Source organism: Curtobacterium sp. VKM Ac-1393, from assembly GCF_015350995.1.
GTDB lineage: Bacteria > Actinomycetota > Actinomycetes > Actinomycetales > Microbacteriaceae > Curtobacterium.
Window position 1 is genome coordinate 628,619 of the sequence record NZ_JADKRW010000001.1, and the last position, 13,723, is coordinate 642,341.

Here is a 13,723-nt window from a genome sequence, read left to right on the forward strand (position 1 = left end):
ATTGTCCCATCGAGCGCGTTACCATTGGCTACGTGCTCATCTGTCTCACGGCGTCGCATCGCAACGCCAGCTTCGACCTCTTGGAGCGACTGAGCATCGCTGCCCCGGCCGCAGCAGGCCATCTCGTCACGGACTCCGACGTCCTGGACGGCGCAGTGGTCCTGGCCACCTGCAACCGTTTCGAGGCGTACCTCGACATCGCCGGCGACGACCGCGACTCCGCCGTCGCCGCCACCGTGCAGGCCGTGGCCGCCGCGAGCGACCTCGACGCCACCGAACTGCGCGATTCGGTCAACGTGCTCGGCGGCAAGGACGTCGTCCAGCACCTGTTCGCCGTGTCGAGCGGGCTCGAGTCCGTCGTGGTCGGCGAGACCGAGATCTCCGGACAGGTCCGCCGCTCGCTCGAGGACGCCCGGAGCAACGGCACCACCACCTCGGACCTCGAGCGCCTCTTCCAAGAGGCAGCGCACACCTCACGTGGCGTGAAGACCCGCACCCGGATCGGCGCCGCGGGCCGGTCGCTCGTGCGCCTCGGTCTGCAGCTCGCCTCGTCGCGCGTCACCGACTGGGCGCACACCCGTGTCCTGCTGATCGGCACCGGCAGCTACGCCGCCACCACCATCGCGGCCCTGCGCGACCGCGGCGCCCTGCACATCCAGGTCTTCTCCCCCTCGGGCCGTGCCGCCTGGTTCGCCGCCAAGCACGACCTCGTCGCCGCCCGTGACCTGCGCCAGGCCATCGGCACGAGCGACGTCGTGATCACCTGCACGTCGAGCGAGCTGCCGGTCGTCGCACCGGCCGACCTCGACGACGGCATCCGCCGGATCGTCATCGACCTGGGACTCCCGCGCAACGTCGACCCGGCGGCCGCGGGAGTGGACGGCGTCGAGCTGCTCGACCTCGAGACCATCAGCCTGCACGCCCCGATCTCCGAACTGAACGCCGAGTCCGAGGCCCGCGCGATGGTCGACGACGCCGTGTCCCGCTTCCGGGCGCAGGCGCTCGAGCAGTCGACCACCCCAGCCCTGGTCGCCTTCCGCAAGCACGTGTTCGACATCCTCGACGACGAGATCGACCGCGCGAAGCGTCGCGGGGACGCCGACGGCGAGTCCGCCGAGCACACCGAGCGCGCCCTCCGGCACCTGGTCGGCGTCCTGCTGCACCGCCCGTCGGTCCGGGCCCGCGAGCTCGGCCGCGCCGGCCGTGGCGAGGATTTCGTCGGGGCCATCGACGCCCTGTTCGGCGTGCGACCCGAGCCCGAGGCAGAGCTGCCGGCGCCCGTCGTCCCGCTCGCCGACCGCACCGCCCTGGACCCGACCGTCCCGAAGCGCGACGACCAGGCGGACGCGAGCTGAGCCTCCAGACAGGCTCGCAACCACCCACGCTGCGGGTCAGCGCGCTCTTGCTGGTGCGGGACCGACGCGTCCTGATGGTGCGTGCGCGAGCGCGCGACGTGCTCTACCTGCCCGGCGGCAAGGCGGAACCGCAGGAGACCGACCTCGACGCCGCCATCCGCGAAGCACACGAGGAGACCGGCCTGCGGGTGTCCCCCGATGACGTCGACCCGTTCGGCGTCGTCCTCGAGCCGGCCCACGGGCAGGCGCCCGGCACGATGGTCGCGATGACCCTGTTCCTGGTCCGACCAGGAGGCCCGTTGGACTCCGCCACGCCCGTCGCCTCGGCCGAGGTGGACGAGGTCGAGTGGGTCACCTCGGCGGACGCCGGTCGCTGCCCGCCAGCGGGCGTGGAGACGCTCCGCCGCCTGGTGGCGGCGGAGCGCATCGACTAGCCGTCAGGCCTGGTCCTTGTCGACGTAGTGGCCGGTCTCGCCGTCCTGGGTCGGGGTGGCCTCGCCGGGGATGTCCGACTCGACGTACTCGCCGTCGGGTCCGCTCGACTCCGGGCGGGCCTCGCCCGGGATGTCGCTCGCGACGAACTCGCCCACGGGCTCCGTCGTCGTGACGCGCTCCTCGCCGGGGATGTCGCTGTCCGTGAAGGCACCTGCGCGGGTCTCGACCCCGTCCGAGCGACCCTCGTCGCCACGTGCCTGTTCGTGCTTGCCCGTCATGTCCGACCTCCGCTGCTCGGGTTCCTTGCTCCGGAGTGTGCTCGCGGTCCCTGGATGCCGACCGAACCGCGATCTCCCGGTGGTGGTTGCCTGTGCAGCATGCAACGCAGCAGTCGATCGAAGTTCCTGCTCGCCGTCACCGGGCTCGTCGCAGTCGGGGCGCTGGCAGGCTGTGCGTCCGGTGGTGAGCCGACCGCCACCGAGACGGTGACCGCACCCGCGCAGTCGCCGTCCGCGCCGTCGTCCTCGTCCGCGTCGTCGTCCTCCGCGACCCCCTCGTCCGGTTCGTCGGCGTCCGCCGGCACGGGATCCGGGTCCTCCGGGTCCGGATCGTCGGGGTCCGCGGCCGGCAGTCGCTGTGCGGCGTCCTCGCTCGCCGCGAGCATCGAGCCGGGCAGCGGCGGCGCTGCCGGCAGTGTCATCGTGCACCTCGCGCTGCGGAACACCGGGTCCACCACCTGCACGCTGCAGGGGTGGCCGGGCGTCTCGTTCGTCGGCGGCGGCAACGGCACCCAGATCGGGGCCGCGGCCACGCAGGAGAAGAGCTCCCCGCACCCGACCGTCACCCTCGCGCCGGGGAAGACCGCCGTGTCGCCGCTCAAGATCGTCCAGGCCGGGAACTACTCCAAGGCTGACTGCTCGCCGAAGACGCCGGACGGGTTCCGCGTCTACCCGCCCGGGTCGAAGCAGTCGCTGTTCGTGCAGGACACCGACTACCAGGCGTGCTCGTCCGCCGATGCATCGCTGCTGTCGGTGCAGGCGTTGGTGCCGGAGGGGCAGGCGACCTCGTAGCGGGGCACCGCCTGCGGCCCTGAGACCCGTCGGCGCCCCGCGCACAACCAAAGTGTCTCCGCACCGCGCGATCGCGCGGTTCCGGGTGACTTTGGTTGTGCGGCCGCGTCTCCGAGGAGTTCGTGACCGAGAGCGTCGCCGCGGGTCGGGTTCCGGGGTCGCGGACGGTGCCGTCGGTGTCCACGACGGCGCCGTCGGACGCCTCGAGCATGCCGCCGCCGAACACCCATGCGCCAGCCGCCTTGGCCTGCCGGACCACCGCGTGCGTCGCCTCGGAGACGGCGGCCAGTTCGGCGATCGAGAACACCATCGTGCCCTCGTCGAAGGAGATCAGGTACCGGGTCATGCCCAGCATCATGCTCCTCAGCGACGAGCGGGGGCGTGCACGGCTTCGAGCACCTCGGTGCCCATCGTCCGCAGCGCCTCGATCACAGCGAGCCGCCGCTGCAACGTCGCATCGTCGAACGTGACCGTCACGGCGTAGCTGACCGACGACCCCGGACCCCGGAGGATCCCCGCCTCGGCCCGCACGCCCGTGCTCGAACCGGTGACCGCGACGACCTGCAACCCGTGGTCCAACACCCGATGCGCCAGGGGGTCTAGGCCGAACGAGCCGGAGACCAGGTTGAGGTCGCTCGCCAGGGACAACCAGCCGAGCACCCGGTTCGACACGGCTTCGTCGACGACCTCGCCGAGCGCCAGTCCGCGCATCACCCAGGCGAGCTCGCCGGTGGGGGCGACCGAGGCATCCGGGGCGTCGTCGGGTCCGCGACGGTCGCGCACCCGGTCGATCAGGGCGGTCCGCTCGATGCCGAGGGACTCGGCGCGCTCGCGGACGGCGTCGATGCCGACGGTCGACAGCAGCGCGTTCATCGCCCACGTGTCGCCGGTGGCGCCGACCAGGGTCGCCAGGTCGGGCACCTGCATCGTCGGCTCCTGCAGGAACTGCCACAGGCCGGCGCCGGTCGCGGTGTCCCGCGCCATGCGCTGGAGCCGGTCACCGTGCAGGCGGCCGTCCTCGAGCTGGGCAGCGACCTCGATGAGCAGCAGGACCCGTCCGAGGCTGGCGACGGGTTGGACGACGGTGTCGTCGATCGCCAGCAGGGCCTTGCCGGTCGAGGTGTCGATCACCGACGCGCTGACCCCGGCTCCGTCCAACGCGAGGGCGCCGAGGGCCTCCGTCGTGGCGCCGAACCGGTCGTCGGGCCGACCGCTGTGCCGGCCGCGGGCCCGACCGTCACCACCTGAGCGGTCCCCCGGCCGCCGACGGCGTGACGACCGAGCCGCGTCCGGCTCCACCATCACCAGATGGCGACGCGCTCGGCGGGGTCGAGGTACATCGCGTCCCGCTCGGTCACGCCGAAGGCGTCGTAGAACCCGTCGATGTTGCGGACGACCTGGTTGCACCGGAACTCCGTCGGCGAGTGCGGGTCGATCGACAGCAGGCGCGCGGCTTCCTCCGGACGGATCGCCATCTGCCACGCCTGCGCCCAGCTCAGGAAGAACCGCTCGGCGCCGCTCAGGCCGTCGACGACCGGGGGCTCCTGGCCGTCGAGCGACAGCAGGTACGCCTTCCACGCGATCGACAGGCCACCGAGGTCGCCGATGTTCTCGCCGATCGTCAGCGCACCGTTGACGTGACCGTCCGGCACCTCGGTCGGGACGAGGGCGTCGTACTGCGCGATGAGGGCCTTCGTGCGCTCCTCGAACGCCGTGCGGTCGGCCTCGGTCCACCAGTTCTCGAGCTTGCCGTCACCGTCGTACTGCGAGCCCTGGTCGTCGAAGCCGTGCCCGATCTCGTGGCCGATGACGGCACCGATCGCGCCGTAGTTGGCGGCGGCGTCGCGGCCGGCGTCGAAGAACGGGAACTGCAGGATCGCGGCGGGGAACACGATCTCGTTGAAGCCCGGGTTGTAGTACGCGTTGATCGTCTGCGGCGTCATGAACCACTCATCGCGGTCGATCGGCTTGCCGATCTTGCCGAGCTCGCGGTCGACCTGGAACGACGCGACGGCGCGGACGTTCGCGACGAGGTCGTCTGGAACGACCGGCAGTGCCGAGTAGTCGCGCCACTTCACCGGGTAGCCGATCTTCGGCGTGAACTTGTCGAGCTTGTCGAGGGCTCGGGCACGGGTCTCGTCGGTCATCCAGTCGAGCGCGGTGATGCTCTGCCGGTACGCCTCGACCAGGTGGGCGACGAGGTCGTCCATCGTGGCCTTCGAGGTCTCGTCGAAGTGCTCCTGCACGTAGATGCGTCCGACGGCTTCGCCCATCGCGCCCTCGACCAGGGAGACTCCGCGCTTCCACCGCTCGCGCTGCTTCGGCGCGCCGGTCAGTGCGGTGCCGTAGAACGAGAAGTTCGTGGCAGAGAACGCGCTCGTCAGGTACGCAGCCGAGCCGCGGATGACCTGCCAGCGCAGCCAGTCCTTCCAGACCTCGAGCGGCTGGTCGCGCAGGAGCTCGGCCAGGCCGGTGATGAACGAGGGCTCACGGACCACGACGGTTTCGAAGGCCCCTGCCGGTGCGTCGATCGCCTGCCACCAGGCCTGCAGGTCGATGCCCTCGGCGAGCGCCGCGACCTCGGCCCACGGCAGCTTGTTGTAGGTCTTCTGGCTGTCACGCGTGGCGACGTTGTCCCAGTGCTTCGAGGCCAGAGCGGTCTCGAGCGCGATGACGTGCTCGGTCCGGTCGCCGCCGTCCTCGAACCCGGCGAGCGGGAACATCGCCGCGACGAACTCGCGGTACTTCGTGCGGATGTCGGCGAAGCGCTCTTCGCGGTAGTACGACTCGTCGGGCAGCCCGAGACCGGACTGCTCGAGGAACACGACGTAGGACTCGGGGTCGCCCGGGTCGTTGTCGACGAAGAGCTGCAGGAAGCTCGGCAGCCCGAGGCGCTCGAAGCGGCCGACGGTGGCGATGAGTCCGGGCACGGACTCGATGGCCGTGATCTCGGCGAGCAGCGGCTCGATCGGCGCGGTCGCGAGTTCTTCCAGCCGGGCTTCGTCGGTGAAGGACGTGAAGAGGTCGCCGACCTTGCGCTCCTCGGTACCCGGCGCGGCCTGCTGCGAGCGCTCAATGATCTCGCGGACGGCGAGCTCGGCGGCCTCGGCCAGCACGGTGAAGGAGCCGTAGCGGGCCTTGTCGTCGGGGATCGGCGTCTCGGCGATCCAGGTGCCGTTCACGTGGCGGTACAGGTCGTCCTGGGGGCGCACCGCGGGGTCGAGTTCGTCAGTGTGGATGCCGGAGGCACGTGCGACGTCGGTCATGCGGTCCACGATAGCCACCGACACCATGTTCGAGCGGGGTCAGTCGCGGTGGGCACCACGACGACGCGTCCGACGGGCGACGACGAGCGCACCGAGGCCCGATGCCAGGAGCGCGCCGGCGATCCCGACGGGCACGCTGGGGTCGGTCCCCGTGTAGGCCAGCTGCTTCGTCGAGGCGACGGTGATCCGCCCCGCTGCCGCGTGCTGCGCGGTCGGGTGGGTGCCCGTGGACACCCCGGGTCCGGAACCGTCACCCGGGTGGGGCTCGGGGCGCGGTCCGGGTCGGACCGGGAGCTTCGGCAGCACCAGGCGGAGCGCGCCCTGTTCGACGCCGTCCACCCGCTGTCGCGCGACCACGACGTCGTCCGGAAGCAGCATGCGCGGGACGGTGAGTTCCCAGCCGCGGCCGATCGACGTGGCGATCGGGTGACCGTCCGGACTCTCGAGCGGGGTGCCGTCCTCGGACTCGAGGGACACCACCCCGCCGATCTCTCCGGTGCCCGCGAGTCGGACGGATCCGTCGGCGAGGACGTCGACCGTGCCGGTGAGGGCGAGCGGGACGGTGACACGTGCTTCGGTCGTACCGAGCTCGGTCGTGCCGTCGAAGGTCGTCACGGTGACGGTGGAGAACCGAGCCGCCTCGGGGATGGGGAGCTCGACGGACCACGAGGTGTCCGCGGCCGTCGTGACCGTCACCGGCCGACCGTCCGCGTCGAGCACCGGCCCGTCGTCGTCGGCGAACCGGAGCGTCGTGCCGACCGGCGCGCGTCCGGTGAGCGAGATCCGTTCCGTCTCGCGCGAAGCCGTCGCCGTGGACACGACCGCCGCGCCCGAGACCGTGTAGACGTCGTCGACGCCACCGTTGTGCGTGCCGTCGAAGTACTGCCACGCCTCGACGTGGTGGTCGCCGAAGGCCAGGTCCCGCAGGGTGAAGGACCATGCACCGTCGGCATCCGCGTCGGTCTCGCCGACGGTCTCCCCGTCGTCCTTGATGACGAAGTGCGCCTTCGGGTGGCCGGTGCCGTCGAGGGAGATCGTGCGCGCGAGGCCGTCGACGGTGGCGATCATCCCCGGCGGCTCGAGCACGAGCACGTCCACCGGGACGTCGATCACCTGCCCCGAGACCTGTGACGTCACGCGCAGCACGCGTTCGCCGGACCGGACCCGGACGGTGGTCGTCCAGGCCCCGTCGCGGCCGACCTCGGTCCACGTCGTCTCGACACCGTCGCCCGTGATGCCCACGCTGCCGCCGACCGGTCCGGTCCCGACGAGCGTGACGATGCCCAGCCCGTGGTCGATCGACCGGACGCCGGCAGTGAAGTCGGACCGTGGCGTCGTGCTCGTCCCGCTGTGGCTGCGAGCCGGATCAGCGCTGGCTGCGGTGACGGACAGCGCCGGTGCGAGGGCGATCGCCGCGACGGCGACGGCCACGAGGGCTCGACGTGCTGTGGCGAGGGATGGGGACGACTGCGGCATGGTGCTCCTCCGGTGGTACTCCACACACCATATACATGTTGTCCACAGGTGGGAACTCACGATCGTCATGCGTGCACGGCTGCCGGTACGGTCATCGCATGGGACTTCCTTGGAGGCTGCACGGCGACGGCAAGACCGTCTCCGCGGCGACGATCGTGGCACCGGACGAGCGACTCACCTGGCCCCGGACCATCGGTCTCGGCGTGCAGCACGTCGTCGCGATGTTCGGTGCCACGTTCCTGGTGCCGCTGCTCACCGGGTTCCCGCCGTCGACGACCCTGCTCTTCAGTGGCATCGGCACGATCCTGTTCCTGCTGATCACCGGCAACCGCCTGCCGAGCTACCTCGGGTCGTCGTTCGCCTTCATCGCACCGATCGGTGCTGCCACCAAGATCGGCGGCATCCCGCTCGCCTTGTCCGGCATCATCGTCGTCGGTGCACTGCTCGCGATCGTCGGCCTCGTCGTGCACCTGGCCGGCGCGGGTTGGATCGACCGGCTGATGCCCCCGGTGGTCTCCGGTGCGATCGTGGCCCTGATCGGGTTCAACCTGGCACCCGCGGCGAAGAACAACTTCACCGCCGCCCCGGTCGTCGCGGTGATCACCCTCGCGGCGATCATCCTGGTCACCGTCCTGTTCAAGGGCCTGATCGGGCGGCTGTCCATCGTGATCGGCGTCCTGGTCGGTTACGTCGCCGCACTGATCGGCGGCCAGGTCGACTACTCGAAGGTCGGCGACGCCGCCTGGATCGGCCTGCCCACGTTCACCGCTCCGGCATTCGACCCGTCGCAGCTCGCGATCTACCTGGCGTTCGTGCCGGTCGTCCTGGCGCTCGTCGCCGAGAACGTCGGCCACGTGAAGGGCGTCGGACAGCTCACCGGACGTGACCTCACGCCGCTCACGGGTCGCGCGCTCTTCGCCGACGGCATCTCGACCGTGCTCGCGGGCGTCGGCGGCGGCTCCGCCACCACCACCTACGGCGAGAACATCGGCGTCATGGCCGCCACCCGCGTCTTCTCCACCGCCGCGTACTGGGTCGCCGCGATCGCCGCCGTCCTGCTCGGCCTGTCCCCGAAGATCGGTGCGGTCATCTCCTCGGTTCCCGCCGGCGTGCTCGGCGGCGCCACCACCGCCCTGTACGGCCTGATCGGTGTCATCGGCATCCGGATCTGGGTCGAGAACCGGGTCGACTTCTCGAAGCCGAAGAACCAGCTGACGGCAGGCATCGCGCTCATCATCGGCATCGCGGACTTCACGTTCGCGTTCGGCCAGGCGAGCTTCGGGGGCATCATCCTCGGCACCATCGCCGCGATCGTCGTCTACCACCTGATGGACCTGATCGGACGGGCGCGCGGCACCGACGAGCCCTCGACCGAGGTCGCCGACCCCGCACACGCCGCCACCGGCGCCGTCCCCGCGGAACCGCGCGCCGACTGACGCGAGTGGTCGGCCGGAACGTGCGTCCGGCCTGACGACGTGGGACCACCGGACTGGAGGCCCGTGGCGGACACGGCCACGGGCCTCCCGTCCGTCACGACGCACGTCGACGACGTGGGCCGGTGTGCTGAGATTGCACGATGAGCACGCACCTCGAGCGCACGCGCACCTTCACCGCGATGCACGTCCCCGGCGCACCCGTCGTCCTGCCGAACGTGTGGGACGTCGCGTCCGCACGCATCGTCCTCTCGTCCGGAGCACGTGCGATCGCGACGACGAGCGCCGGCGTCGCCTGGTCACGCGGCCGCCGCGACGGCAACGATCTGACCCGGGACGGCGCGCTGGACGCCGTGCGGCCGATCGCGGCGGCGGTCGACGTCCCGTTCACCGCAGACATCGAGCGCGGGTACGGCGAGACACCGGGCGCCGTCGCCTCGACGGTGTCCGCGTTCCTCGAGCTCGGCGTCTCCGGCGTGAACATCGAGGACTCCCTCCGGCCGGTGGCGGAACAGGCGGACCGCATCCGCGCAGCCCGCCAGGCTGCGGATGACGCCGGCGTCCCCCTCTTCGTCAACGCTCGGATCGACACGCACCTGCTGGGCGTGCCCGGCAGCGACGCCTGGGTGGAGGAGACGCTCTCCCGGGCGACCGCCTACGCCAGGGCCGGCGCGAGTGGCGTCTTCGTGCTCGGAGCACTGTCGGCCGCGACGATCTCGATGCTCGTGGACGCGATCGAGCTGCCCCTCAACGTCGCGTTCGGGCCCGGCACCCTGTCGGTCGGTGACCTCGCACGGGCGGGGGCGAGCCGGGTCAGCGCGGGATCGGCCATCGCCGAAGCCGCGTACAGCGTCGCCGGCGACTGGGCTGCACAGATGTTCGGCGAGCAAGGTGCTGTCGTCTCCGCACCGCCGACGCTCGGCTGGGCCGCGATCAACGAGGTCGTCCGCGACTGAACCCCGGAACCGGTGCCGGGCATCTGGAATGCGCAGGTTCCGTCCGCCGGGTCCTCCTCGAGGAGGAGGTTCGCCGACGTCACATCTCGTGTCCGGGGAGGACGCGGCGGTGTGGTCGCGCTCCCTACCGTTGTCTCGTCGGGATGCGCCTGACGTGGTGGAGGGTGATGATGACGATGACGAACACGCCGGCGACTGTGGATCGCCGCGGGGTGGTGTGGTTCGCGGTGGCGGGAGCGCTGACGATCGCAGTGGTCGTGTGGCCGGCAGCGATCGCCGGTTGGACCTCGGGGACGCACCTGTCCGTCGCGGCGCTCCCCGGCGCTGTGGCATCGGGGTTCGCGCAGTGGGTGGGGTCCGGGCGGACGTCGAGCTCGCCGTTGGCCGCGGCGGTGTCGTACTGGGCCGTGTTCCACGTCGTGAAGGCGATCGTCGCGGTCGCCCTGCTGGTCGTCTTGGTCCCGGTCGGGCAACGTGTCTGGACCGCGTTCGCACGGGCACGATCGCGGGGGCGTCGCATCGTTCTGTTCCTGGTCGGCGTCCTGGGGGCTCCGATCGCCCCGCTCGTGCTGCTGGTCGTGATGGCGAACGTGCAGGGTGCGGTGGCGCCGCTGTCATCGGTGCTGGACTTCCTGCCGATGGACGGCGCCTCGGTGCTGCAGGTCCGCGGTGAGTTCGCGTCCGGGACGATGACCCCGCCGCTGGCGGCGCTCATCGATGACTTCCGCCGCTACCACGCGGCGCTCGTCGTGACCGCGGTCGCTGCGATCGTCGTGGTCGTCGCCGGTACAGCTTCGATCTGGGTGCAGCGTGCCCGCACCCCGAAGGCCGATCGGTGTCTCCGCCGGGTGCTCGCCGGCGGTGGGATCCTGCTCCCCGGGATGCTGGTGTTCCTGGGGATCGTGCTCCTGGCGAACCTGTCGACCGTCGCGGACACCGCACCCGCCCTGGCCGCGTTCTTCGACGGCAGCGGGATGTGATGGTCCTGGGTCACGACCGCACGGTGCGGCAGTGGTGGCGGGCGCACCCGATCGTCGCGGACGCCGTCATGGCCGGTGCCCTCGCCGTCGCGGTGACACCGCAGCTTGCCTTCCACGCCCAGGCCGGTGATCCGCTGCTCGTCGCGTACGTCACGCTGTCGCTGGCGATGATCGCGCCGCTGAGTGTGCGTCGACGATGGCCGATGGCCGTCTTCTTCGGCGTCAGCGTCGTCGCTGCCGTGCAGTGGTCGATCGGGGTCCAGCTCGCTGCGGACGTGAGCGTGCTGGTGGCGCTGGCGACGGTCGCCGCCCACCGTCCGGTGCGGGACACCGCGGTCGCGGTCGCGATCGCCGAGGTGGGTGCGGTGGCCGCGTCCGCCTCGTGGCCGCACGGGCTCCACGTCACCGAGATGCTGACCGTCCTCACCGTGTTCGTCCTCGCGGCGACCGCGTGCGGCGCCTCGGTCCGCAACCACCGCCGCGTCGTCGCGGTCCTGCAGGAGCAGAGCGCTCGGGCACAGCGTGAACGTGCGCAGCAGACACTGCTCGCGGTCGCCGACGAGCGCAACCGGATCGCGCGGGACATGCACGACGTCATCGCCCACGGCCTCGCCGTGATCGTCACCCTCGCGGCGGCCAGCACCGGCAGGGCGGCTCGGCAACCGGAGCGCGTCGACGAGGCCGTCGGGTTGATCGAACGCACCGCCCGCACGGCCCTCGCCGACACCCGTCACGCGGTGGGGACGATCCGAGCGGACGATGGACTGTTGCCCACGCCGAGCATCGACGGGGTACCGGCGCTGCTCGACCTCGTCACCGCAGCCGGCCTGCGCGCCACACTGCAGACCCACGGCGCCGTTGACCGAGTTCCGGCAGCGGTCGGGGTCGCCGTGTACCGGGTGACCCAGGAGGCCATCACGAACACCCTCAAGCACGCGAGCGCGACCACGTTCACCGTGACCATCACGGCATCGCGAGACGACCTCGTCCTCGTCATCGCGGACGACGGCACCGGAGGCACCCACGACACCCGAGCCGGAGGCTCCGGGCTGGTCGGGATGGAGGAACGCATCACCCAGCTCGGCGGCATCCTCGACGTGGGACCCGATGGCCCACGCGGGTGGCGGGTCGCTGCGTCGATCCCCCTCGCCGTCCGGCCCGAAGGAGCACGAACATGACCATCCGCGTGCTCCTCGTCGACGACCAGGCCCTCATCCGGATGGGGTTCCGGCTCATCCTCGACGACACAGAGGACATCACGGTCGTCGGCGAGGCCCCGGACGGGCAGACCGCCGTCCGTCAGGCGAACGCACTCCGCCCGGACGTGATCCTCCTCGACATCCGGATGCCCGGCATGGACGGCCTCGAAGCCACCGGACGACTCCTCACCGATGACCCCGACGCGAAGGTCCTGATCCTCACCACCTTCGACCTCGACGAGTACGCCTACCGGGCGCTCCGTGCCGGTGCCAGTGGATTCCTTTTGAAGGACGCGCCGGTCGCCGAGCTCCTCGCGGGCGTCCGCGCCGTCGCTGCCGGCCATGCCGTGACCGCGCCCCGCATCACGCGGCTGCTGCTCGACCGCTTCGCACCGCAACTCCCCACCGGGCCGCTCCGCACACCGGACGGGCGCGCACTCCCGAACCTCACCCAGCGGGAGAACGAGGTGCTCCTGCTCGTCGCGAAAGGCGAGTCGAACGCCGAGATCGCCGCAACGCTCGGCATCGGCGAAGTCACCGTCAAGACCCACGTCGCCGGAGTCCTCACCAAGCTCGGCCTCCGCAACCGCATCGCCGCAGCGATCTACGCCCACGAACACCACCTCACCTGACTCTGATCGCCGGCGAGGCGGGCATGGTCCGACCCGATCAGTCCGGCGATCGGACCGCCTCCTCAGCCGAGCCCGAGGCAGAACGCCATGACGGCCTGCTGCACCGGCAGGAGTCCGGCCTTGAAGTCGTGTCCGACGAATGCGGCGTGTTCGACAGCGTCGACGCTGACCTCACGGCCGCGCACGAACGGCGGGCACGGGTTGAAGCGGGCCCCCGGTGGAGCGAGCTCGAGGAGCGCCGCCGTGATCCGGTACGGCTCGAGCGCGTCAGCGTGCGCACCGGGACCGTCGGTGAGGACCACGTCTGCTGATCGAACAGCTGCCTCGAGGTCGTCGGTCCACGCAACCCCCGGGGTTGCGAGATCGGCCGGGCAGCACTGGATCAGGTCGAGCTGCAAGACGCGAGCGGCTTCCTGCCACGCCCTGGCGATGTTGCCGTCCGGGCCCACGAAGAGGAAGCGCATCGCAGCGATGTCGCCCCGCTGCTGCAAGGCGTGAAGGTCGGACAGCACCTCGCACGGATGGTTGTCGTCCGTCATCGCGTTCACGACCGGCAGCGCTTGCGCCGCAGCCAAGGCGTCGACCACCGCGAGGTCACGGTGGCGCACCACGACGATGTCGATCCAGTTCTCGAGGTAGCGAGCGACATCTGCCAGCGCCTCCGGCTTGTCGAGTGTCGTGTCCGGGAACACGATCGGTTCGAGCCCCATGAGCGAAGCGCCCCGCTCGAACGTGGCCCTGGTGCGCAGACTCGTCGGCGGGAAGAACATGACCGCCGCGCCCTCCGTCACGGGCCCCCGGCCCGCACGGAATGCGTCGGCCAGGTCGAAGACTGCATCGACGTCAGATGCAGACCAGTCATCGAGCTTGACGAGAGAACGCATCCGAGCAGCGTAGGGGCCGGGACACCGAGCCATCCAG

Annotated in this window: 13 protein-coding genes; 8 read left to right on the forward strand and 5 right to left on the reverse strand. The window is 71.1% G+C overall.

Annotated features, from left to right (window positions below):
- The first annotated feature begins 32 nt into the window (after nucleotides 1-32).
- Nucleotides 33-1,355 carry a glutamyl-tRNA reductase gene (locus tag ITJ59_RS03010; RefSeq protein WP_194649639.1) on the forward strand — a complete coding sequence of 441 codons (1,323 nt, stop codon included), beginning with the start codon at nucleotides 33-35 and terminating at the stop codon, nucleotides 1,353-1,355.
- 29 nt (nucleotides 1,356-1,384) lie between these two features.
- Nucleotides 1,385-1,789, forward strand: a complete 405-nt coding sequence (locus ITJ59_RS03015; RefSeq protein ID WP_267238349.1) for an NUDIX hydrolase — start codon at nucleotides 1,385-1,387, stop codon at nucleotides 1,787-1,789.
- A gap of 3 nt (nucleotides 1,790-1,792) precedes the next feature.
- Here ITJ59_RS03015 and ITJ59_RS03020 read toward each other — a convergent pair whose 3' ends face one another.
- Nucleotides 1,793-2,068 (reverse strand): hypothetical protein, encoded by a 276-nt coding sequence (locus ITJ59_RS03020; RefSeq protein WP_194649641.1) that lies wholly within the window; start codon nucleotides 2,066-2,068, stop codon nucleotides 1,793-1,795.
- Nucleotides 2,069-2,167: 99 nt separating this feature from the next.
- Between ITJ59_RS03020 and ITJ59_RS03025 the strand changes: the two genes are divergently transcribed.
- Nucleotides 2,168-2,860 carry a DUF4232 domain-containing protein gene (locus ITJ59_RS03025; protein ID WP_194649642.1) on the forward strand — a complete coding sequence of 231 codons (693 nt, stop codon included), beginning with the start codon at nucleotides 2,168-2,170 and terminating at the stop codon, nucleotides 2,858-2,860.
- A gap of 363 nt (nucleotides 2,861-3,223) precedes the next feature.
- Here the strand turns inward: ITJ59_RS03025 and ITJ59_RS03030 are convergent, their stop codons facing one another.
- Genes ITJ59_RS03030 through ITJ59_RS03040 form a run of 3 tightly spaced genes read right to left on the reverse strand, consistent with a single transcriptional unit; the run spans nucleotide 3,224 to nucleotide 7,602 of the window.
- The gene (locus ITJ59_RS03030) at nucleotides 3,224-4,162 is read right to left on the reverse strand and encodes a serine hydrolase (RefSeq protein ID WP_194649643.1); all 939 of its coding nucleotides are present in this window, start codon (nucleotides 4,160-4,162) and stop codon (nucleotides 3,224-3,226) included.
- Nucleotides 4,162-6,126 (reverse strand): M13 family metallopeptidase, encoded by a 1,965-nt coding sequence (locus ITJ59_RS03035; protein ID WP_194649644.1) that lies wholly within the window; start codon nucleotides 6,124-6,126, stop codon nucleotides 4,162-4,164. The genes ITJ59_RS03030 and ITJ59_RS03035 overlap by 1 nt, the downstream gene beginning before the upstream one ends.
- Before the next feature lie 39 nt (nucleotides 6,127-6,165).
- Nucleotides 6,166-7,602 (reverse strand): hypothetical protein, encoded by a 1,437-nt coding sequence (locus ITJ59_RS03040; protein WP_194649645.1) that lies wholly within the window; start codon nucleotides 7,600-7,602, stop codon nucleotides 6,166-6,168.
- A gap of 98 nt (nucleotides 7,603-7,700) precedes the next feature.
- Here ITJ59_RS03040 and ITJ59_RS03045 point away from each other — a divergent pair, with 98 nt between their 5' ends.
- The 5 genes from ITJ59_RS03045 (at nucleotide 7,701) to ITJ59_RS03065 (ending at nucleotide 12,802) form a co-directional block, all read left to right on the forward strand.
- The gene (locus tag ITJ59_RS03045) at nucleotides 7,701-9,038 is read left to right on the forward strand and encodes a uracil-xanthine permease family protein (protein WP_194649646.1); all 1,338 of its coding nucleotides are present in this window, start codon (nucleotides 7,701-7,703) and stop codon (nucleotides 9,036-9,038) included.
- A 140-nt stretch (nucleotides 9,039-9,178) separates the two neighbouring features.
- Nucleotides 9,179-9,991 (forward strand): isocitrate lyase/PEP mutase family protein, encoded by an 813-nt coding sequence (locus tag ITJ59_RS03050; RefSeq protein WP_194649647.1) that lies wholly within the window; start codon nucleotides 9,179-9,181, stop codon nucleotides 9,989-9,991.
- 176 nt (nucleotides 9,992-10,167) lie between these two features.
- A complete protein-coding gene (locus ITJ59_RS03055; protein ID WP_194649648.1) occupies nucleotides 10,168-10,971 on the forward strand; it encodes a hypothetical protein in 804 nt (267 codons plus the stop codon).
- Nucleotides 10,971-12,149, forward strand: a complete 1,179-nt coding sequence (locus ITJ59_RS03060) for a sensor histidine kinase (protein ID WP_194649649.1) — start codon at nucleotides 10,971-10,973, stop codon at nucleotides 12,147-12,149. The genes ITJ59_RS03055 and ITJ59_RS03060 overlap by 1 nt, the downstream gene beginning before the upstream one ends.
- The gene (locus ITJ59_RS03065) at nucleotides 12,146-12,802 is read left to right on the forward strand and encodes a response regulator (protein ID WP_194649650.1); all 657 of its coding nucleotides are present in this window, start codon (nucleotides 12,146-12,148) and stop codon (nucleotides 12,800-12,802) included. The genes ITJ59_RS03060 and ITJ59_RS03065 overlap by 4 nt, the downstream gene beginning before the upstream one ends.
- A gap of 62 nt (nucleotides 12,803-12,864) precedes the next feature.
- On the opposite strand, the gene ITJ59_RS03070 is transcribed toward ITJ59_RS03065, so the two are convergent.
- A complete protein-coding gene (locus ITJ59_RS03070; RefSeq protein WP_194649651.1) occupies nucleotides 12,865-13,686 on the reverse strand; it encodes an ornithine carbamoyltransferase in 822 nt (273 codons plus the stop codon).
- Nucleotides 13,687-13,723 lie beyond the last annotated feature (37 nt).